Raw genomic sequence first — 21,017 nt, 5'->3', positions numbered from 1 at the left:
GCGCGCGCGTGCCGCACGACGGCACCCCTTGGAGCGGTGCGTCGCGTCAGGCGGCGAGAACGAGGGCGGCGCCGGCAGGCGGACCTCGTCTGGTCACCGAGTGGTGCAGAACCGTCGTACGGGGGACCGATGACGCGAGCCCTATGGCGCGCGGCGCGCGTGGCGCCGCCTCGGGCGTGCCAGGGAGTCCCGCCAGCAGGGCCCGGACGAGAGCGAGAGCCCGGCCCGGGCTGCGTACGGTCCCTTCGACGACCCCGTCGGCCCCGTGCGCCGACAGCCACATGAGGCGCCGCAGCGCGATGTCGCCGTTCCGCAGCAGCCACCCGGCGGCGACGGCCGCGAGAACGTGGCCGAGCAGCATGGGCAGGGACGGCAGCAGCGACGTCGAGGAGCCCGCTGCGGCCGCCATGGCGTCCGCGGAGTGGGCCGAGTGCCCCATGGCCGTGCCCGTCGTGCCGGTGTCGATCCGCGCGTCGGCGAGGATTCGCTGGGCCTGTGCCGGGCTGATCGTCGCGGCGGACGCGCCGCACACCAGCCGCGCGGCCCGCGCCACGAGCGAGGCGTCCACGCTCCCGGCTTCCAGCGCCGTGCCGTGCTGGCCGAGCCCGAAGAGCGTGTGCAGCGCGCTCTGGCCGACGGCGAGCAGCGTGGCGATGCCCGGCAGCGAACGCTCCCGCCCGGCGAGGGGTGCCGCGACGGCGAGGACGGCGAGGAATCCGGCCCCCAGCGACCACAGCGGAATGCCGTCGCACGAGGCGACCGCATGCCCGGCCGCGGCCAGCACGACGCAGACCGCGGCGAACATCGCGGCCCTCGTGACCCGGAGTTCACCTCCGGTGCGGGCACTGTGGGGGGCACTCATTGCGGGCTCATCATCGCACTGGGCCCATCCGCTCCATACGGCAGGTCCGCAAGGTTCCGTACCGCCCGGAAGATCATGTTCTGGGGTGGCTCGCCCGCACATACACCGATCGCGGCCGTCGGCACATCCGCCGTATGGGCGGCATCACGTCAACGCCGTGCTTACATCCGGCCCCTTGGGGCAATACGTAACGGTATGTCGAGCCGCGGCCAGGAGGCTGGAGCATGAGCATCTGGTGGTCCCTCCATCTCCGGCGCGAAGCCGCGAGCGTCCCGCTCGCCCGGCGCCTGCTGCTCGGCACGATGGAGACCGCGGGGGTGGATCCAGATATTTCCTACGATCTCTCCGTCGCGCTCAGTGAGGCCTGCGCCAATGCCGTCGAGCACGGAGGCGGCTCCGATCACGGGGAGTCCGCCGGGGCCTACCAGGTCACGGCCTACCTCGACGGTGAGAGGTGCCGGATCGAAGTGGCCGATTCCGGTCCGGGTTTCCCGTCCGGCCCCTCGGTGAGGCAGACCCCTCGTGTCCGATTCCGGCCCGCCCACACCGAAGCCGAGCACGGCCGGGGTCTGGGTCTGATCCAGGAGCTCGCCGATCACGTTCACATCGGCAACAAACCGGGCAGCGGCGGGGCGGTGGTCAGCTTCGACAAAATACTCAAGTGGAAGAAGGACTCGCCTCTGGTGGCGGTCTAGGACCTGGGGCGACGGTCCACTGGCGATCCGAACGACCCCGCCCTGAGTGAGCTGTCCAGACTCCTCACCTCTCAGGCTTCTCACAGGTGCCCTACATGCTCTTGACGGCTGCGGTTCCTAGGTTTCCCCGCATGACGGGAACACACAGAGTCAAGACGTTCACCCGGCGCCGCGCGATCGCGGTCACCTCAGGCGCGGCCGCCGCCGGCGGAATCGCGATAGCCGGATATCAGGCCGCGTTCGCCGACGAGGCCACCACCGCGGAGACGTCCGGCACGAGCGCGACAGGGACCACCTCCGGCGCCGACAGCGGAACGTGTGTCCTCATGTCCAGCGTCACGGAGGGGCCGTACTACCTGGACGGCGCCCTCATGCGGAAGGACATCACCGAGGGCAAGAGCGGCGTCCCGCTGACGCTGCGCATCACGGTGCAGGACACCACGGAGTCCTGCGCCCCCGTCGCGGGCGCGGCCGTGGAGATCTGGCACTGCGACGCCTGGGGCTACTACTCCGGCTACACGACCGCCAACCCCGGTGGCTCCGCGCCCGCCGAGAGCGAGGACGGCTCCACCGCCAACGACATGACGTACCTGCGCGGCTACCAGATCGCGAACGCCAACGGGGTCGTCAAGTTCGAGACGATCTTCCCCGGCTGGTACACCCCGCGCACCACGCACATCCACGTCAAGGTGCACACGGGCGGTGAGAAGGAGGACGGCACCTACGAGGGCGGCAAGGTCAACTTCACCGGCCAGCTGTTCTTCGACGACGACATCGCGGCCGAGGTCCAGTCCCTGGAGCCGTACTCCAAGCACACCGGCAGCTACACCAAGCTCGACAACGACATGGTGTACGACGGCGGTGGCTCCTCCAGCGGTCTGCTCACCCTGACGCCCGTGCACAAGAAGGATCCCTCCAAGGGCTACAAGGGGTACATCACGCTCGGCATCGACCCGGACGCCGAGAACACCGGGGCGGGCGGCGGCGGTGGCGGCGGCACGCCCCCGGGTGACGCGCCCAGCGGCGCGCCCAGCGACGCCCCGAGCGCGCCGGCGTCCTCGACCGCTTCCTCGACCGACTCCTCCTCGTAAAGGTTTACGTCGATGAGCAACCGCGAGGACGAGACGCTGGCGCAGGCCGCCGTGACCGCGCTGACCGGTCAACTGGCGCTGGCCCCGAAGCCCGGACTGCCCGACCCGCGCGATCTGGGCGCCCGCACCACCGGGCAGGACCACTGCTCGCTGCGCTGGTCGGCCAAGGCGCTCGCGCCAGGCCTCGCGGCGATGGCGGCCGCCGCCCGCCGCACCGGTGAACCCACGAGCGAACTCCGCGCCGAACTGGGCGCGATCGGACGGTCCACCGAGCACTCGGTGGGCCTCGCGGGCGGCGGCCACCGCGGGGCGCTGTGGGTGCTCGGCCTGCTGGTCGCCGCGGCGGCCCTGGAGCCGCGTGCCGCGGGGCGCGACCTCGCCGCGACCGCCAAGCGGCTCGCGGCACATCCCGACCGGCGGGCGCCTCGCCGGCCCTCCCGCGGCTCGTCGGTGTCGGCGAAATACGGGGCCGCCGGGGCGAGGGGCGAGGCCAGGGCCGGATTCCCGCACGTACGGCGGGCGTTGGACGCGCTGTCCGCCGCTCGCTCGGCGGGCGCTCGCGAGCCGTACGCCCGGCTCGACGCCCTGCTCACCGTCATGTCCACGCTTCAGGACACGGAGTTGCTGTACACGGTGGGCCCGCACGGCCTGCGGCACGTCCAGGCGGGCGCCCGGGGGGTTCTGGAAGCGGGCAGTACGTCCACGGAGGCGGGCGGGGCGGCCCTCGCCGCGTTCGACGACGACCTCCACGCGCGCGCGTGGAGCCCGCGCGGCAGCAGTGGGCTGGTGGCGGGGGCCCTTTTCCTGGACTCCCTTCCGGTGGTGGTCAGTTCACCGGCACGGGCGGCCTGACCTGATCGGCCCCCGGCGTGGCGGGCCGACTGCCCGCCGCCCAGCGCACCGCCGGGCCCATCCCGTACGAAGCCGTCAGCATCAGTCCTCCCAGGACCAGCCAGCCCGGCGTCCCCCAGCCCACGAGCAGCGCCGTCAGGACCAGGGGCCCCGCTGTCCGCGCCACCGTCACGCCGGTGCCGAAGAAGCCCTGGTACTCGCCGACACGGTCCGCCGGGGCGAGGTCGAAGGAGAGCTGCCAGGAACCCGCCGACTGCTGCATCTCCGCGATGACCTGGAGCACCGCGCCCGCGGTCAGCACCCCGACCGCCACCAGGGGCGAGGCCCCGGCCGACAGGGCGAACACCGCGCACGACGCCAGCATCACCAGCCCGGAACGCCGCACCGCGCGCGTGGCCGACGCCGTCCCCGTCACCCCGCGTGCCATCCGCACCTGGAAGACCATCACCGCACCGGTGTTGAGCACGAACAGCGCGGAGACCATCCAGGCCGGGGCTTCGGTCCGCTCGGCGATCCACAGCGGGACGCCCAGGCTGAGCAGCGGCATCCGCAGCAGCAGCACGGTGTTGAGGAGCGTGACGAGCGCATATGGGCGATCGCGCAGCACCCCGAGCCCGTGACCCCGGTCCACACCCGCCAGGGAACCCGCCGGGGTGACGGAGGGCAGCCGCAGCAGCAGCACCGCGCACAACAGGAAGCCCACCGCGTCCAGTGCGAACACCCAGAGGTACGCCGCCCGCGTCCCCGAGTGCAGCGCGAGCCCGCCGAGGCCCGCGCCCACCGCGAGACCGGCGTTGAGCGTCGACTGGAGGTGCGCGAGCAACCCCGTCCGCTCCTTGGGGGAGACCAGCCCGGCCAGCAGCGCCTGCCGAGCGGCCGCGAGCCCCGACTGCGCGGCGGCGTACACGCACGCCGCGAGCACGAAGGGCACGAAGCCGCGCACGAAGAGGAAGGACGCCACCGCGAGGCTGGTCGCGAGCGCCAGCAGCACCGCCGTGCCGCGTGGCCCACGCCGGTCCGCGAGCCGCCCCAGGGGCACACCCACCAGCGAGCCGACCGCCCAGGCGACCGTGAGCCCGAGCCCCACGCGCGCGGGGGCGAGCCCGACGACATGGGTGAAGTAGAGGGCGGAAGTGACGTAGTAGGCGCCGTCTCCCACGGAGTTGCTCAACTGGGCCAGGGCCAGCACGCGTTGCGGACCCGCGGGCGGGACAAGGCGGCCGGCTTTCGTGGGGGCTGCGGTCGGGGCTGCGGCTGGGGCGACGCGGTTCGTCATGGGCACGACGCTACGGGCGGGTTGGACCCCTCGACAGGCCCAATCAACAGGCCTTTCTGTGGCCCAATCTCAGCCGCGCCGCCGGCCGCAGCGCTGGCCGGCTCAAGCCCCCAGCACCCGCGCGAGCACCTCCAGCGCCTCGGGATAGGCCCGCTCCCGGGGTGTCCCGTACCCCACGACCAACCCCTGCGGCCGCCCCTCACCCACCGCGTGCCAGTGCTCCCCGAGATGTCCCACCGCGAGCCCTTCCTCGGCGGCCCGCGCCAGCACCGCGCCCTCGTCGGCCACGTCCACCAGCGCGTGCAGCCCGGCCGCGATCCCTCGTACATTCCCCCGCGCCCCCAGCCGATCCAGCAGCTGATCCCTCCGCCGCCGGTAGCGCAGTCGGCACGCGCGTACGTGCCGGTCGTACGCGTGGCTGGTGATCAGCTCGGCGAGGGCCAACTGGCCGATGGACTCGGTCTGGTGGTCGCTGTGCAGCTTGGCGTCGGCGACCGCGTCGGCCAGTTGCGGCGGCAGCACCATCCAGCCGAGCCGCAACGCGGGCCCGAGGGTCTTGGACGCCGTCCCCAGGTACACCACCTGTGCGGGCGCCATCCCCTGGAGGGCGCCCACGGGCTGCCGGTCGTAACGGAACTCCCCGTCGTAGTCGTCCTCGACGATCAGCCCACCACGCGCGCGTGCCCAGTCGGTGAGCGCCCGCCGTCGCTCCGGGTGGAGCGTCACTCCGGTCGGGTACTGGTGGGCGGGCGTGACGACGACGGCCGCCGCGTCGCCCAACCCCTCGGCGCGGGCGCCCCGTTCGTCGACACCCACCGGGACCACGGTCCCGCCGTTGTGCCGCACCACCTCCCGGTGGAAGGGCAACCCGGGATCCTCCATCGCGATCACTCCGGACCCCAGTACGCGCGTGAGGAGCGCGAGCCCCTGCACATAACCGGTCGTGACCACGATCCGCTCGGGCGGAGCGATCACCCCGCGCGCCCGCCCCAGGTAGCCCGACAGCGCGGTCCGCAGCTCGATCCGGCCCCGCGGATCCCCGTAGTCGTACGCCAGGGACGGCGCGGTCGCGATGGCACGCCGCAGCGCCCGCAGCCAGGCGGCCGCCGGGAAGGCACCTACATCGGGGCTGCCCGGTCGCAGATCGAAACGGGGTGCACGCGCGTGCGTACCGTCCCCGGGCGTGGCGAGGGCGGTGGTGCGCAGCGCCGCCACCTCGGTTCCCGCCCCCTGTCGCGCGGTCAGGTAGCCCTCGGCGACCAGTTGGTCGTACGCCGCCTTCGCGGTCCCCCGCGAGATCCCCAGCTCGGCCGCGAGGCGCCGGGTCGCGGGCAGCCGGGTGCCCGGAGCGAGCCGTCCGTCACGTACGGCGTCCCGAAGCGCCCGCTCGAGCCCTTCCCGGCGCCCTGCCCTCGCGTCCGGCTCCACGTGCAGATCGACCCCGACTCCGGACCAGAAGCCGTCCACAAAAGCCGCCCCCCCTTGGCATGTCGGCGCCCTCCTGGGCACACGGAAGACCGGGTACCCCGTGGGGCACCCGGCCATCTCTGTCGTATCAGCCCATCCGGAAAGGGTGGGGGCCGGGAGGCCGGGAAAGCCGGGGAAAGTCAGCCCTTCAGGGCCGCCATCCACGCCTCGACCTCGTCGGAGCGGCGCGGCAGCCCCGCCGAGAGGTTCCTGTTGCCGTCCTCGGTGACCAGGATGTCGTCCTCGATACGGACGCCGATGCCGCGGTACTCCTCGGGCACCGTCAGGTCGTCCGCCTGGAAGTACAGGCCCGGCTCGACGGTCAGGCACATGCCCGGCTCCAGCGTGCTGTCCACATACGTCTCCGTCCGCGCCGCCGCGCAGTCGTGGACGTCCATGCCGAGCATGTGGCCGGTGCCGTGCAGCGTCCAGCGGCGCTGCAGTCCCAGTTCCAGAACTCGCTCCACGGGCCCCTCGACCAGCCCCCACTCGACCAGCTTCGCGGCCAGCACGCGCTGCGCCGCGTCGTGGAAGTCGCGGTACTTGGCGCCCGGCCGCACGGCCGCGATACCGGCCTCCTGGGCCTCGTACACGGCGTCGTAGATCTTCTTCTGGATCTCGCTGTACGTGCCGTTGACCGGCAGCGTGCGGGTCACGTCCGCCGTGTAGAGCGTGTGGGTCTCCACGCCCGCGTCCAGCAGCAGCAGGTCCCCGGAGCGGACGGGACCGTCGTTGCGCACCCAGTGCAGCGTGCAGGCGTGCGCGCCGGCCGCGCAGATGGACCCGTAACCGATGTCGTTGCCCTCGACCCGCGCGCGCAGGAAGAAGGTGCCCTCGATGTAGCGCTCGCTGGTCGCCTCGGCCTTGTCGAGGACCCGTACGACGTCCTCGAAGCCGCGCACGGTCGAGTCGACGGCCTTCTGCAGCTCGCCGGCCTCGAACTCGTCCTTGACCAGCCGGGCCTCGGAGAGGAAGACCCGCAGCTCCTCGTCGCGCTCGGCGGTCACCTTGTCGGTGAGCGCCGCCTCGATCCCGGCGTCGTAGCCGCGTACGACACGGACCGGGCCGGTGGCCTCGCGCAGCTTGTCGCCGAGCTCTCGGACGTCGGCGGCGGGGATGCCGTACAGCTGCTCGGCCTCGGCCAGGGAGTGGCGGCGGCCGACCCACAGCTCGCCGTGGCCGGAGAGCCAGAACTCGCCGTTCTCCCGGTCCGAGCGCGGCAGCAGGTAGATCGTCGCCGTGTGGCCGCTCTTCCCGTCCGGGAGCCTCTTCGGCTCCAGGACGAGGACGCCGTCCTCGGTGAGATTGCCGGTGAGGTACGCGTACTCGACGGAGGCGCGGAAGGGGTACTCGGTGTCGTTCGAGCGGGTCTTCAGGTTGCCCGCGGGAATGACCAGGCGCTCGCCCGGGAAGTGCGCCGAGAGCGCGGTACGGCGGGCCGCGGTGTGCTCGGCTTGGGCGATCGGCTCCAGACCGTGCAGCTCCGTGTCGGCCCAGCCGGACTTCATGTTCTCGGCCAGCTCGTCTGACACACCCGGGTACAGGCTGTTCTTGCGCTGCTTGATCGGCTCTTCAGACTCTTCCGGGGTCGCCGGAGTGAGCTCTTCGGCCACGGTCATCCTCCTCGATACGGCACTGGACCCCGTCCATCGTACGGTCGTGCGGAAGGGGGCCCAGGGGCCAGAAACCTCTTGTGGGGCGTGCGCGGCCGGCCCGCGTGGCGGCCCCCTCGCCGCGGTCGCTCACTCGAAACGCGCCGCGAGAAGAACCACGTCCTCCTCGCTGTCCGCCGCGTCCAGCCCGTCCGGCAGCACGCTCCGCAGCACATGATCGGCGACCACGCCCGGGTCGCCGCGCAGCGACCGGGGCACGCCGGCGGCCGCCGCGTGCAGCCGCGCGAAGGCCCGGTCAGCGGGGTCGCCGGTGCGCTGCAGCAGCCCGTCCGTGTACAGCAGAACCGTCTCTCCAACGTTCGCCTGGAACTCCACGCTCGGCGCCTCCCAGCAGGCGAGCATCCCCAGGGGCGCGGACAGCGAGGTCTCCACGAACTCCGTGCGCCGGTCACCGATCACCAGCGGCGGGCTGTGCCCGGCCCCGGCCATCGTGATCTTGCGCGACGCCGGCTCGCAGTACGCGAACAGCGCGGTGGCACAGCGGGCGGGCTCGGTCAGCCGGAGCAGCAGTTCCAGATCGGACAGGACGGCGACCGGGTCCTCGCCCTCCATGACGGCGTACGCCCTCAGGGACGCCCTGAGCCGTCCCATCGCGGCGATCGCGCTGGGCCCCGAACCGGTGACGGAGCCGACCGCGAGGCCGAGCGCGGCGTCCGGCAGGGGCAGGGCGTCGTACCAGTCGCCGCCGCCGCGTGGGCCGGTGCGATGCCTGGCGGCGAGCTGGACGCCGGAGACCCGGGGCAGCCGCGAGGGGAGCAGCTCCTCGGCGACGGTCGTCATGCACGCGCGCGTACGGTCCAGTTCGACCAGCCGGGCCAGGTGCTCGGCCGCGTACCGGGCGTACAGACCGATGAGGTGCCGCTGACGCTCGACCGGCTCGGCGGGTTCGTCGTAGAGCCAGACGGCGGCACCGAGGCGGCCCGCCGTCTCCGTGGACAGGGGGAGCGCGTAGCTGGCGGCGTAGCCGAGCCGGGCGGCGACCTCGCGGTGACGCGGGTCGAGCCCGTCCTCGGAGAACAGATCGGGCTGGGCGATCTCTCCCTCGCCGCCGGGCAGTCCGTCCAGAATCTTCCCGTACGACATGGAGCTGCGGGGGACCGTCTCGATGTGTCCGAGATCCGCCCGGGCGAGGCCCAGGCCGATGGTCGTGTCCGGGCCGAGGCCGTCACCCGGTTCCAGTACGACGAGACCGCGCCGGGCGCCCACGAGGGCGGCTCCGGCGCGCAGCAGTTCGTGCAGTCCGTCGTCCAGTGAGGCGGTGCGGGTGAGTCGCTCGGTCAGTTCGTGGAGGGTCGTGAGATCGGAGATCCAGCCCGCGAGTCTGTCCTGAAGAACAGCTCCCGGCGTGTTTGGAGACGTGGCCGAAGTGGCACCCGAGGCGGCAGTCGGCGGCGCGACAGTGTGTGTGGGTGCCGGGACCGTTGAATCGATTCCAGCCACTTTCGGAAGGTGAGGGGCGTTCATGGTGTCCGGCTTTCCGACCGGTGCGTATTGCTCAAAAGCATCGCAAACCCCCATGTCATTCTGCGCCGCTAGCAGTGTCTCCACATCTACACGCACTCGTGAGGAGATGTCCAGCATTGTCCTGCTGGGATTCCTGGTGTCCGTGGGGATGTCGCGGAAAAGCAAAGTTGGCTTAAAACTGCCTCGGGCAACGGCCTATTGCGGTCGACTGGCCTTGTTCGACGGAGCGTCACAGCGGTCGTGATGGGTACGTACTCGGTGAAGGCCAGGGGTTGTTGGGATCGTCCCGGAACCTGGCGACAGACCCGGGCGTCTTAACCACCAACGACCGTGCCCCATCCTCCCGTGGCGGAGGCGGCGAGAAATACGCGGGACGGCAAACGCCAGGCGTCGCCACCCCCCGCCATGCCCGTGCTTTTGATAGACGCAGTATGGACGCGGACGCAGCCAAGGTTCGGCCCATAGGGGTTCCCCTTGCCCTGGGCAAGGGTGTGATGCGCCAGCAGGTACGCACAGTGAAGTGATCGACACATGGTGTGATGTGGTCCTCGGTGTTGCCAGGCGTGCAACGGAAAGGAACGAGCGCTCATGCGCGAGATCCTCGGAAGGCGACGCAGGCTCCTGTCCCGGCGAGACAACGACAGGCCTGAGATGCTCGGTGCGGCCCTGACGTTCGCGACCGCATGGCAGTGGCCTGTACTCCCCGGTGTGGCACCGGACTCGCAGGGGCGTGCCCGCTGCGCGTGTCCCGACCCGGAATGCACGGTCCCCGGCGCCCACCCCTTCGACCCCGGCCTCCTCGCGGCCACGACCGACGAGCGCATGGTGCGCTGGTGGTGGACGAACAGGCCGACGGCGCCGATCATCCTCGCCACCGGTGGCATGGCCCCCTGTGCCGTGAGCCTGCCGGCCCTTGCCGCCTCCCGCGCCCTCGCGGCGCTCGACCACATGGGCATGCGCCTCGGCCCCGTGATCGCGTCCTCCACGCGCTGGGCGCTGCTCGTGAAGCCGTACTCCATGGAGCAGTTGGGTGAGCTGCTCTACGCCAAGGACTTCGTGCCCGGCTCGCTGCGCTTCCACGGAGAGGGGGGCTACCTCGCGCTGCCCCCGTCCGAGACCGGTCAGGGCCCGATCTGCTGGGAGCGGGCGCCGCTGCCCGGTTCGGCCGAGCCCTGGGTGCCCGATGTGGAGGCAGTCGTGGACGCCGTGGTGGAGGCCCTCACTCGTACGGGTGTGAGTGCCCCCGAGTTGTAGGGGAAGCGGGCACACGGCGGACTGAGCGCTCCTGCTCGGTCGTTATCGTCCCCCTCATGAATCTTCGCCTGCTGGCGATGACGGGCGCCGTCGTGCTCTCGGTGGCTCTGCGGCTGACTGTGGCGTCCGCAGGGCCTGTGGGCCATGAGGTGGGAAACAGCGCCCCCGCGGCCGGGCCCGCCGCCGCCAGGCCGTCCGAACCCACTGCCGCCGGGCCGTCCGAAGCCGCTGCCGACAAACTCTCCGAGTCCGATGGCGAGCGCTCCGAGGCCGACGACGGACTCTCCAGGGCCGACGACAAGTCCTCCGAGAAGCAGGTCGCACCGGGGCGGTCCTCGTCGGCGCTCGACCTGGGGCTCACCACCGCCGCCCGGTGCGGCCCCGAAATCGCCTCTCCCGACGGCATCGAGGCGCAGACCTGCGTCCTGACACAGGAGCGGGACACCTGGGCGCGTACGTACTACCGCAACGCGACCGGCCACGGCCTCAGCCCCGTACTGACCCTCATGGGGCCCGGTGGCCGCACCGTCCAGATGCACTGCGCGGCGGCCGCGGACGACGAGCCGGCGACATGCGAGACGCCCCGAGAACGGACGACGGGGGATGCGCGGGCATACACGGCGGTCGCGGAGTTCGCGGAATCCGCCGACGGGCCGTTGCTCCTGCGCTCGGGAAGCAATTCACCGGGTGGATACGGGTAGGCGCTCGCAGATCCGTGCAGCCGTGCCGATCCGTGTGGAGGGTCAACTCACCTGCCTGGAAGGCGGGTTGAGACCCGCGCCCTGGACGGGCCGCGATCCGGAAAAGGAAAAGACCCGGTTGCTGGCGACGGGGGATGCACCAGCAACCGGGCTATTGGAACGGTAACAAGAGATCGGCGGTTAGCAAATTCGATCTCGGCTATTCGGACACCGATTCTCTTGCTTCAAGGGGGAGTTGTGACAGGAGTCACCCATTCCGTGAACGCCCGGGCGGCTGACTGGTCGGTCAGCCGGAGACCGGGGGTCGACCGGGTGTCAACTGAGGGTGACCTGGCGGTTGGTGAGGCCGCCGCGAGCCCGTCGTTCGTCCGGGGTGAGCGGTGCGTCCGTGGCCAGCGCGGTGGCGAGGCGCTCGGCGAACTCGGACGCCGGCTTCTCGATGTCCTCCGCGGTGACGCCGGTCGGCAGGTCCCAGACCGGCACCGTGAGGCCGTGCGCACGGAAGGACCCCACGAGGCGGGTGCCTTCTCCGAGGCTCGACTGCCCGGCCGCGTGCAGTCGCGCGAGCGCGTCCAGAAGCTGCTCCTCGGGATGCGGCATGACCCAGCGCAGGTGGTTCTTGTCCGGGGTCTCGCACCAGTACGCGGCGTCGACGCCCGCGAGCTTCACGGTCGGGATGGCGGCGGCGTTCGCCCGCTCCAGGGATGCGGCCACCTCCGGCGTCGCGTTCTCCGAGTCCGGAACCCAGAACTCGAAGCCCGAGTGCACAACTGGCTCGAACGCGCCTTCGGGATCGAGGAGATCCTGCAGTCGTGGCCCGTCTGCCGGAGCGCGCCGGCCCTGGACCGGAGTGCCGGGCTGCGCCGTCAGCGCGCGCTGCAGGGTGTCGGCCAGGTCGCGGCTGATGTCGCCGGACGCCGTGTCGTTCTGCAGGCCGATCAGCACCGAGCCGTCGTCCCGGCGCAGCGCCGGCCATGCCATCGGCAGGACGGTCGCGAGCGTGACCGACGGAACACCCTCGGGGAGGGACTCCCTGAGCTTCAGCTCGACGGTGGCCGCGGGCACCAGCTCGCGCAGTGCGATCCAGTCGCCCTCGCCCGGCAGGCCCTCGAAGGGACGCTGGACCAGCTCGGTCACGGCGTGCGCGGCGGCCCGTCCATGACAGGCCTTGTAGCGGCGGCCGCTGCCGCAGGGGCAGGGCTCGCGGGCGCCCACCACCGGGATCTGCCCGTCCTGCAGCTGAGGCTTGGCCTTCGTCTGGGGTCGCTTCTTGGCCATCGTGGGTGTCTCCCGGTTACGGCTCGACTCGTACGGGCGCGAGCCTAGCTGCTCGTACGAGGACCGACGGGACGCTGTGGACAACCTGCCGGGGCGTCCCGCCGCCAGTGACTCTGCCCGGATCGATGACTCAGCCCAAGTCGGCGGCTCGGGCAGGACCGGTAACTCAGGCCAAGACCGGTGACTCAGTCCAGGTCGTCGAATGCCTCGGCGAAACCCAGTTCGGGTATCGCGGACACCGGCGGGGCCGTGATGCGCGTCGCGAAGTCATGGCGACGGTGCCCGGCGTGTACGTCCTTGTGGACGACCACCCACACCGTGACCTCGCCCGGTGTGTCGTCCCGCACGCCCCAGTCGTCGGCCAGCGCGGTGATGATGTTCAGCCCACGGCCGCCGTGTGCGGTGACCGAGGGCGTGGCCGGAACCGGACGGGTCGGACCACCACCGTCCGTCACCTCGACGGTGAGTCTTCCGCTCGGTTCCACCCGCCACGCGGCCCGGACGTCACCGTCGCCGGCCAGGGCGTCGCCCAGCGGCCTGCCGTGCCGGCAGGCGTTGCTGAGCAGTTCGGAAAGGATCAGTACTGCATCGTCGATGACCGTTTCCGCCACACCGCCTGTGCGCAGCTGAACCCGCATGCGGTGTCTTGCTTCCCCCACGCCCGCAGGGCCATGGGGTACGGCCATGCTCGACGACGTGGGCACCTCCTGTGCCACCACCAACGCCACCCCCGAGACCTCCTTTGCCCCACGCCACGGTGTGGATGCCCCTCAGGACTGAACCGGAAACCGGCCAATGCACGTGCAGTGACGCACTCGTAACCGTCGAACACGGACCGAACGCGCCGGAGCACTCCCTGTAATCGAATGGCCGAAACTCGACGGTGTGTGACCGAACGTCGAGGGCGTGGAGGTCAGCGGCCCAGTTGGCGCAGTACCGCGCGCGGGCGATTGGTGATGATGGCGTCGACGCCCAGCCGGACGCAGAGATCCACGTCCTCGGGCTCGTTCACGGTCCACACGTGAACTTGATTTCCGGCCCGCTTCAGACGCTCGATGAGTGCCGGATGGCTGCGCACGATCCGTACGGAAGGTCCCGCGATCCGGATGCCCTCGGGAAGCCGCCCGTCACGCAGTCGGGGCGTGACGAACTGCGTCAGATGGACCGTCGGCAGTGTCGCGGACGCCGCTCGGATGCGGTGCAGCGAGCGCGCCGAGAAGCTCATGACGCGTACGGGTGATATGTCGGCGGAGGCCGGGGCGTCCAGGTCGAAGCGCTTCAAGAGGTGCAGCAGGCGCTCCTCGACCTGGCCCGCCCAGCGCGTGGGGTGCTTCGTCTCGATGGCCAGCTCGACCGGGCGGCCGGCGTCGGCGACGAGTTCGAGGAGGCGTTCGAGTGTGAGGACGGACTGCTCGTCCCAGCTCGGGGGCCGCTCCTGCTCCCAGTCGGGTGCTTCGTCGCGGTTCTTCCAGGAGCCGAAGTCCAGGGCGGCGAGATCTGCGAGCTCCAGGGCGGAGACGGCGCCACGGCCGTTGGATGTGCGGTTGATGCGGCGGTCGTGGACGCAGACGAGGTGACCGTCCGCGGTCAGCCGTACATCGCACTCGAGAGCGTCGGCCCCGTCCTCGATCGCCTTCTGGTAAGCGGCAAGGGTGTGCTCAGGAGCCTCTTCGGAGGCTCCGCGATGGGCGACGACCTGGATCAGGTGCTGTCGTGCGTGGGTCACCGCGTCATGGTGCCACCGAGCGGGGTTCTGTGCGTCATGGGGTCGTCCCGTTTGGGTACGCGTGAGTCGGCCGCGCAAGAGATGCGATGGTTTTGTCGGACAGGTCCTATATAAAGGAAGGTCCCGGACCCACAGGCACCGCTTATGGTGCCCTGACGTCCCGTGGGAAAAGCTGACGGCAGACGAAAACACATGCACAGCTGAATCGCGCCGGGATCACCACCATGTGTGCAGAACGCGATCGAGCGCGATCTGAAAGTACAGCCGTGGATCGAGAGGAAGAGCTGTGAGCACCGAGAACGAGGGCACTGCGGTACCCCCCGCCCCGTCTGCACCTCCCGTGCCGGTGGAAACTCCCGCTGCTTCCGCGCCTTCGGAGCAGGGAATTCCACAGGGTTCACAGGAGACGGGCCCTCATGCGCAGATGGCCGCGCACCGGGAGACGGGACAGGGCGCGGGCTCGTCCCACGAAGCGTCTTCGTCTCCGGGGCAGGCTTCGTCTCCGGGGTCGGCACAGCCCCCGTCGCACGGGAACGCTCCGACGCCCATGCCGCCGGCGATGCCTCCCGGGGCACCCGAGGGCGCGGGCGCCGCCTCCGGTCCCGGGGCGGGCTCCTGGCCGCCCCCTCCGCCGCCGGCCACTCCCTCGTACGCGAACGGCGGCGGCTCGGGAGCCGGCTGGGGCTCCTCGTGGCAGCAGCCCGCGCCCAAGTCGGGCGGCGGGCGCGGCGGTCTGGTCGCCGCGGTCCTGGTGGCCGCGCTCGTCGCGGGCGGCGTGGGCGGCGGCATCGGCTACTGGGCGGCCGACCGCAACGACTCCTCCACGGGCTCGACGACGGTTTCCGCCTCGCAGAGCGGCGGCGACTTCAAGCGCGATCCGGGCACGGTCGCGGGCGTGGCCGCCAAGGCGCTGCCCAGCACCGTCACCATCCAGGCGGAGAGCGGCAGCGGAGAGGGCGGCACGGGCACCGGCTTCGTCTTCGACAAGCAGGGCCACATCCTCACCAACAACCACGTGGTGGCCGAGGCCGTCGACGGCGGCAAGCTCTCCGCGACCTTCCCCAACGGCAAGAAGTACGACGCCGAGGTGGTCGGGCACGCACAGGGCTACGACGTCGCGGTCATCAAGCTCAAGAACGCACCGTCGGACCTGAACCCGCTGACGCTCGGCGACTCCGAGAAGGTGGCCGTCGGGGACTCGACGATCGCGATCGGCGCGCCCTTCGGCCTCTCCAACACGGTGACCACGGGCATCATCAGCGCCAAGAACCGTCCGGTGGCCTCCAGCGACGGCAGCTCCACCAGCAAGGCCTCCTACATGAGCGCCCTGCAGACCGACGCCTCGATCAACCCGGGCAACTCCGGCGGTCCGCTTCTGGACGCGAACGGCTCGGTGATCGGGATCAACTCGGCCATCCAGTCCTCCGGCAACGGCCTGGGCGGTACCAGCCAGTCCGGCTCCATCGGTCTGGGCTTCGCTATCCCGATCAATCAGGCGAAGAACGTCGCCCAGCAGCTGATCAAGACCGGCAAGCCGGTCTACCCGGTGATCGGAGCCTCGGTCTCCCTGACGGAGAGCACGGACGGCGCGAGGATCACCGACGAGGGCGCGGGCGGCGCGGAAGCGGTCGAGCCGGGCGGCCCGGCCGACAAGGCCGGTCTCAAGCCCGGCGACGTCATCACCAAGCTCGACGACAGGGTGATCGACAGCGGCCCCACCCTCATCGGCGAGATCTGGACCCACCAGCCCGGCGACACCGTCGAACTCACCTACACCCGCGACGGAAAGACCCAGACAGCCGAAGTAACCCTCGGCGAGCGCGAAGGCGACAGCTGACCCGTTAGTCTTGATCCCGCGCCGCTCTGCCGGCGGCGCGGGGTGGGTTGCCCGAGCGGCCTAAGGGAACGGTCTTGAAAACCGTCGTGGCAGCGATGTCACCGTGGGTTCAAATCCCACACCCACCGCTTGCAGGTGAGAGAAGTAGCAGGTCAGATGGCGCGACCCCGGTTGGGGGTCGCGCCCTTTCTGTTCACCCTGTCTCTCCCCGGCTCAGGTGTGTACCGCTGCTGACCAGCGTGTGTGGGTCAACCGTGGGCCGGACTCAGCCCTCGTCCTCCGCCTGAAGGCCTTGCTCGATGAGGCGGTTGGCGTGCGCCGTGCCGCCTTTGAGGAAGCGTGAGGCTGGCCGGCAACCGGAAAACAACTGAGGTGGCACCATTTTCATCGCTCCACCGCCTGGCGGCCATGAGCTCCCCCCTCCGGCTGGCAATCTCCGTGATGGCGATGCCAGGGGACCGCCAAGCTGCTGGGGGCTGCTAAGCGTTTCTCTTGTGATCACGCTTCGTCGACTCCTGCAGACTGCCACCGCTATCGCCGCAGCTGCCGTCTTGTCCGCCTGCGCGCTGGCGCAGCCCGCCACCACCACCGAAGCAAAGACTGCCGCTGCTCCGGCAGCCGCCCCGCCGAAACCGAAACCGAAGCCGTCACCGAGCCTGTCGTGGTCAAAGCCCCATCCAGTGGACTGCCGCAAGGCCAAGTGCGTGGCGTTGACTTTTGATGCCGGTCCCGGCCTCTACACGGCTCACCTGCTGGACATCCTCAAGGCAAAGCGCGTGAACGCCACGTTCTTCCTGCTGGGCGAACAGGGCGTGGCCCGCTATCCCCAGCTGGTACGCCGGCAAGCGGCTGAAGGGCATGAGCTGGCCAATCACAGCTGGAGTCATCCACGCTTGACCGAGGTCTCGACCGCGGAGGTCCACCGCCAGCTCAGCCTGGTGCAGCAGCGGATCAAGCAGCTCACCGGCCGCACTCCGTCCTTGATGCGCCCGCCCCAGGGGAGTACCGACCAGCGGGTGTCCGAGATCAGCCGCTCGCTCGGGCTCGCGCAGATTCTGTGGACCGTCACCGCGAAGGACTATCGCGACCACGACCCCGACCTCATCAAGCAGCGCGTCCTGGCCGGCGCCGAACGCAACGGGATCATCCTGCTGCACGACGTCTACACGGGCACCGTTCCCGCCGTTCCCGGAATCATCGACGGATTGCGTGAACGCGGGCTGACGCCAGTGACCGTCTCCCAACTCTTCGCCCCCACCAAGCCCCAGCCGGGCCGGGCCTACTGGAACGCGTGGTAGGTGGATCATCTTCCGCGTCATGGTCGGAAAACGCGCACAGCGGAGGCGGATCCGGAGCGCTGTGGGCCACCTGTGGGCCAAGGGCCTGCGAACGGCGGTCGGATACCTTTCCTGTGCAGGTCAAAACCCGCTTTCAGGGCGGTGCCGCAGCGCTCTTGAACACCGTCGTGACGCAAGTCACCGTGCGTTCACATCCCACACCCACCGCGCAGCTTGACGGCCTCTGACCAGGTACATCGGTCAGGGGCCGTTGTGCTGGAGGTTGCCTGCCGTCAAGTGGTCGAGGGATCGCGGCTGGGTGCCGGGGTGGAGTTCGATGCGGATGGTGTCGTCGTCCACGATGACGTAGGTGGGATCCGTGGTCTTCTTCCATCCCAGCCGCAGCAGGTAGTACCGGTGATCACGTTCGACCAGCAGGCGCAGTCCGCTGTAGCGGTACCGGTAGTGCGCACCGCGTCCCAGATCTTTCACGTGCGGTCCCGGCGGAGCGATGCTCAGCGGGTCGGTGCTCAGCACCACCACGGCCACCCGGCGTACCAGCAGGTCCGCGTCATGGCGCGCGTCCTGACGGCCGAGCTGCCCGGCGATCAGGGCCACCACCCAGACCAGGAAGAGACCCGCGACCAGAAGGGACACGGCACGCTCCCACGCCGACCTGTGCGGCCCGCCGGCAGGAGCGGCGGCGCGGGTCTGGCCGAGGAGCAGTCCGGCCGCCACGAGCAGGGGCGCTGACCAGGCGAAGGGCTGGATCCAGCGCCACAGCACCATCAGGACGACCCCCGCGGCGACGAATCCGAGATGCGCCTGCGCCACCGTGCGCCCGAGGCCGACGATGCGGTGGAGGTGGCGCTCGGGGAGGTGCAGGGCGACAAGCAGCCGGGGAGCGGCCGGTACCAGGAGGGCCAGGGCCAGGAATTCGAGAGCGGGCATGGCGGCGAGCCGCAGGCTGCGCATCACCAGTTCGAAGGTGCTGAAGCCCATGGCGAGGCTGTCCAGGTGGAAGTAGCCGAAATAGGCGTTGGTGTAGATGTAGCCGGCGTAGAGCATCAGGCCGCCCACGAACGATGTTGCTCCCACAGCTGAGTTGACGAGTTCCAAACGGCTGCCGCTGGTGGTTTGTGGGGCGGGCGGGTCTGGAGCGGGTCTGTTCCGGAGGCTGCGGCGACTGCGGAGGCTGCCGAGGCGATGGGGTCCAGGCCCACGGCGGACCACGCGGCGGACCACGCGACGGCGCGAGGTCCGGCGAGTGGGCGGACTCGGCGAAGCGGGCGGACTCGGTGCGGCGGGGGGACTTGGTTCGGCGGGGGGATCTGCCGGGCCCTGGGGTGCGGCTGCGCCCATCCCGTCAGTTCACCTCGGGTGGCACGTCGTTCTCCGACGTGGTGGGAGAGTGCGAACACGTCCCGCCCGGGGCCGGTGTCGGGCTGCATGAAGGCTTTGGCACTTCCGTCGCCGGCGGGCTGCCGCTGACACCGGCGCCGGGCCCATCGGTTGCCCAAGTATCCGTCGGCGGTGGCTCCACAGGCGGGATACCCGGGTCACCAGCCGCCGCGCCGCCGTCGTCCTCGCCCGGCGGGGATTCGCCCCCGTCGTCCTGGCCGCCGACGGATCCGCTCCCGCTGTCGCCGACAGATCCACCGCCGCTGTCCTGGCCGCCGTCGGATCCGCCTCCGCTGCTCTGACCGGCGACTGTCACTTCGGACACCGTCACGTCCGGCGTGGACACGCCGCCCGGCACATTCCCGCCGGGCGGCCCGCCGGGCGACCCGTTCGAAGGAGCGCACCCCGTTGCCCCGAAACCCAGAACCACCACCATGACCGCCGCGGCAGCGATCCCACCCCTGATCACGGCACCCTGGCATACCGCCATCCGTTTCCCCCTCACAACGGACAAGCCTCACTGGCGTTATGCGCAGGATCCCAGCGGATGCGGTCACGGCTCATATCTCGGGGCAAACTCATGGAAGTCGGCGCACCAACCTGCTACAGTCCGCCGCTTGCCGGTGACGATCAGGGGCAGTGTCCCGTCATCCGGGCCGCCGAGGCGATCGTGGCGCGGGCCTCGCGTTCGGTCAGGCCGGTGTGGACGGCGGCGTCGACGAGAGGGGCCACGAGGGCGGGGGTGAGGCCGTTCTCGTAGGCGCGGCAGGCGGCCCAGAAGAGGCGTGTGTTGCGTTGGCCCTCGTGGGCGGCGAGAACGAACTGGACCAGCCCCTGGCCGTGTTGCCCGGCTGAGGACGGCGTGGGGTGGTGCGCCCGGGGCGGGGGCTGGAGCAGTCGCAGCAGAGCGCGCGGACAGCGCGCGGGTGCCAGGTGGGCGGTGCCTGGGGCCGTGCTGTAGACGCCGTGTTCGGTGCGGGAGCCTGGGCCGACGAGATAGCCGCCGGCGCCGCGGATGTCGATGCCGGGGGCCAGTCGCCCCGCCGAGTTGGGGACTACGACGTCGGGCGGGCCGCTCAGCCAGAGGTGGCGACCGCCACTGGGGGTCATGATCACGACCGTCTCCGGGATCGTGAACAGATGACGCAGGGCAAGTTCGCGCAGCGCCGCAGAGGAGTCCGTACCTGTCTTGGTGTCGAGGTCGATGCCGATGAGGTGGTGCGGCTCCAGCCCGCAGGCGATGCCGTAACCGGTGGCCCAGGGGGCTGCGGCGAAGAGCTCGCGAATGCGCCGCGGCTCGATCGAGGCGTCGTACACGCCATGTCCGAAGCGGCCGCACTCCCCGTGGCAGGGCGTCGCCGTCGGGTCGTCACGGTGCGGAGAGCGCAGGGCCGGGAGTTTGGTTCGGGACAGCGGGATGACGGCCAGTCCGCGTTCGGCGGCTGACAGGGCGTGCGCAAGGGCCAGCGTTGTGGCCTGCCGGTTGATGGTGGCCATGGCTCTATTTTCGTACACACGTTCGAAGAAGGGAAGAGGGGAGGGAGAGTGGGCGGAGAAGGGGGTTTATCGACACGTCCTCACGCTTGCGAGCGAATCACGGCTTCTGGGGTGGTTCGCCGGAGATTCGGTGGGCAGCTTGGATCCGCGACGTCGTGATCAACACCGAGGCGGCCGGCCGGCCGCTCGGGAACCAGCCGTACTCAGCCGGTTCGCGCCGGTGCGTACTCCCGCTTCTGGAGGAACAGACATGGCACGTATCCGTACCGCCCGCGTTCTCGCCGCCGCAGGCGCCCTGCCCCTCGCGGCCACCCTGTTCTCGGGCGTCGCGGCAGCCGACGACGGCGCTTTCGCGGACGGCGGGTCGAACGCGGCTGTGGCGACGGTCGCCGGCAGTGGTGTCGGTGGCGACAACTACGGCACCTCATCCACGACCCAGCAGCAGGCGGTCGGCTTCGGGGCCTCGAACCAGAGCAGCTCGGCTCATGTGAACGGCTCCGTGTCCACGGTCATCGACCAGTCCTACGAGGCCACCACCATCAACTTCTCTGAGCTCTGGTGAGTCGGGGCCGTCGGGGCCGTCGGGGCTGTCGGGGCCGTCGGGGCCGCCGGGGCTGAGGGCTCGGCGGTGGCACCACTGCCTGGGGGCGCGGGGGCGCGGGGGCG

The 21,017-nt window shown here is 70.8% G+C and carries 18 protein-coding genes and 1 tRNA gene; 9 read left to right on the top strand and 10 right to left on the bottom strand.

Annotated features, from left to right (window positions below; all coding sequences use genetic code 11):
- Positions 1 to 46: 46 nt before the first annotated feature.
- Positions 47 to 862, bottom strand: a complete 816-nt coding sequence (locus tag FGD71_RS40960) for a hypothetical protein (RefSeq protein ID WP_119105650.1) — start codon at positions 860 to 862, stop codon at positions 47 to 49.
- 224 nt (positions 863 to 1,086) lie between these two features.
- Here FGD71_RS40960 and FGD71_RS40955 point away from each other — a divergent pair, with 224 nt between their 5' ends.
- From FGD71_RS40955 to FGD71_RS40945, 3 genes are all read left to right on the top strand, one after another.
- Positions 1,087 to 1,557, top strand: coding sequence for an ATP-binding protein (locus FGD71_RS40955; protein ID WP_119105649.1), 471 nt, complete (start codon positions 1,087 to 1,089; stop codon positions 1,555 to 1,557).
- Positions 1,558 to 1,688: 131 nt separating this feature from the next.
- Positions 1,689 to 2,648 (top strand): intradiol ring-cleavage dioxygenase, encoded by a 960-nt coding sequence (locus FGD71_RS40950; protein ID WP_119105648.1) that lies wholly within the window; start codon positions 1,689 to 1,691, stop codon positions 2,646 to 2,648.
- A 12-nt stretch (positions 2,649 to 2,660) separates the two neighbouring features.
- A complete protein-coding gene (locus tag FGD71_RS40945; RefSeq protein ID WP_119105647.1) occupies positions 2,661 to 3,500 on the top strand; it encodes a triphosphoribosyl-dephospho-CoA synthase in 840 nt (279 codons plus the stop codon).
- On the opposite strand, the gene FGD71_RS40940 is transcribed toward FGD71_RS40945, so the two are convergent.
- The 4 genes from FGD71_RS40940 to FGD71_RS40925 all read right to left on the bottom strand — a co-directional run bounded on the left by FGD71_RS40940 (position 3,475) and on the right by FGD71_RS40925 (position 9,497).
- Positions 3,475 to 4,776, bottom strand: a complete 1,302-nt coding sequence (locus tag FGD71_RS40940; protein ID WP_119105646.1) for an MFS transporter — start codon at positions 4,774 to 4,776, stop codon at positions 3,475 to 3,477. The genes FGD71_RS40945 and FGD71_RS40940 overlap by 26 nt on opposite strands.
- Positions 4,777 to 4,878: 102 nt before the next feature.
- Positions 4,879 to 6,243 (bottom strand): MocR-like pyridoxine biosynthesis transcription factor PdxR, encoded by a 1,365-nt coding sequence (pdxR, locus tag FGD71_RS40935; protein WP_119105645.1) that lies wholly within the window; start codon positions 6,241 to 6,243, stop codon positions 4,879 to 4,881.
- Between the two features lie 140 nt (positions 6,244 to 6,383).
- On the bottom strand, positions 6,384 to 7,856 hold the full coding sequence (locus FGD71_RS40930) for an aminopeptidase P family protein (protein ID WP_119105658.1): 1,473 nt from the start codon (positions 7,854 to 7,856) through the stop codon (positions 6,384 to 6,386).
- A 129-nt stretch (positions 7,857 to 7,985) separates the two neighbouring features.
- Entirely contained in the window at positions 7,986 to 9,497 is a 1,512-nt protein-coding gene (locus tag FGD71_RS40925; RefSeq protein ID WP_119105644.1) for a PP2C family protein-serine/threonine phosphatase, read from the bottom strand.
- Positions 9,498 to 9,968: 471 nt separating this feature from the next.
- On the opposite strand from FGD71_RS40925, the gene FGD71_RS40920 reads away from it, so the two are divergent.
- Both FGD71_RS40920 and FGD71_RS40915 read left to right on the top strand, forming a co-directional pair.
- On the top strand, positions 9,969 to 10,634 hold the full coding sequence (locus FGD71_RS40920) for a bifunctional DNA primase/polymerase (RefSeq protein WP_119105643.1): 666 nt from the start codon (positions 9,969 to 9,971) through the stop codon (positions 10,632 to 10,634).
- Positions 10,635 to 10,690: 56 nt separating this feature from the next.
- Entirely contained in the window at positions 10,691 to 11,335 is a 645-nt protein-coding gene (locus tag FGD71_RS40915) for a hypothetical protein (protein WP_119105642.1), read from the top strand.
- 315 nt (positions 11,336 to 11,650) lie between these two features.
- On the opposite strand, the gene FGD71_RS40910 is transcribed toward FGD71_RS40915, so the two are convergent.
- From FGD71_RS40910 to FGD71_RS40900, 3 genes are all read right to left on the bottom strand, one after another.
- Positions 11,651 to 12,613, bottom strand: coding sequence for a DUF5926 family protein (locus FGD71_RS40910; RefSeq protein ID WP_119105641.1), 963 nt, complete (start codon positions 12,611 to 12,613; stop codon positions 11,651 to 11,653).
- 185 nt (positions 12,614 to 12,798) lie between these two features.
- A complete protein-coding gene (locus FGD71_RS40905) occupies positions 12,799 to 13,299 on the bottom strand; it encodes an ATP-binding protein (protein ID WP_240437022.1) in 501 nt (166 codons plus the stop codon).
- 227 nt (positions 13,300 to 13,526) lie between these two features.
- Positions 13,527 to 14,339 (bottom strand): glycerophosphodiester phosphodiesterase, encoded by an 813-nt coding sequence (locus FGD71_RS40900; RefSeq protein WP_119105640.1) that lies wholly within the window; start codon positions 14,337 to 14,339, stop codon positions 13,527 to 13,529.
- 286 nt (positions 14,340 to 14,625) lie between these two features.
- Here FGD71_RS40900 and FGD71_RS40890 point away from each other — a divergent pair, with 286 nt between their 5' ends.
- From FGD71_RS40890 to FGD71_RS40880, 3 genes are all read left to right on the top strand, one after another.
- Positions 14,626 to 16,176: a S1C family serine protease gene (locus tag FGD71_RS40890; protein WP_119105638.1), complete on the top strand. Its 1,551-nt coding sequence runs from the start codon at positions 14,626 to 14,628 to the stop codon at positions 16,174 to 16,176.
- Between the two features lie 41 nt (positions 16,177 to 16,217).
- Positions 16,218 to 16,304: transfer RNA gene (locus FGD71_RS40885), tRNA-Ser, on the top strand.
- A 366-nt stretch (positions 16,305 to 16,670) separates the two neighbouring features.
- Positions 16,671 to 17,474: a polysaccharide deacetylase family protein gene (locus tag FGD71_RS40880; protein WP_240437021.1), complete on the top strand. Its 804-nt coding sequence runs from the start codon at positions 16,671 to 16,673 to the stop codon at positions 17,472 to 17,474.
- Between the two features lie 240 nt (positions 17,475 to 17,714).
- Here FGD71_RS40880 and FGD71_RS40875 read toward each other — a convergent pair whose 3' ends face one another.
- Together FGD71_RS40875 and FGD71_RS40865 are read right to left on the bottom strand one after the other, a co-directional pair.
- Complete coding sequence (locus FGD71_RS40875) at positions 17,715 to 18,551, bottom strand: hypothetical protein (RefSeq protein WP_240437020.1); 837 nt, start codon at positions 18,549 to 18,551, stop codon at positions 17,715 to 17,717.
- Positions 18,552 to 19,484: 933 nt separating this feature from the next.
- Positions 19,485 to 20,351: a bifunctional DNA primase/polymerase gene (locus tag FGD71_RS40865; RefSeq protein ID WP_119105635.1), complete on the bottom strand. Its 867-nt coding sequence runs from the start codon at positions 20,349 to 20,351 to the stop codon at positions 19,485 to 19,487.
- Positions 20,352 to 20,601: 250 nt separating this feature from the next.
- On the opposite strand from FGD71_RS40865, the gene FGD71_RS40860 reads away from it, so the two are divergent.
- Positions 20,602 to 20,913 carry a hypothetical protein gene (locus FGD71_RS40860; protein WP_119105634.1) on the top strand — a complete coding sequence of 104 codons (312 nt, stop codon included), beginning with the start codon at positions 20,602 to 20,604 and terminating at the stop codon, positions 20,911 to 20,913.
- Positions 20,914 to 21,017: the final 104 nt, after the last annotated feature.

The organism is Streptomyces sporangiiformans (assembly GCF_005768555.2).
GTDB classification, from domain to species: domain Bacteria; phylum Actinomycetota; class Actinomycetes; order Streptomycetales; family Streptomycetaceae; genus Streptomyces; species Streptomyces sporangiiformans.
Note: the sequence above shows the minus strand (reverse complement) of the source record. Positions and strands in the feature narration are given on the sequence as shown.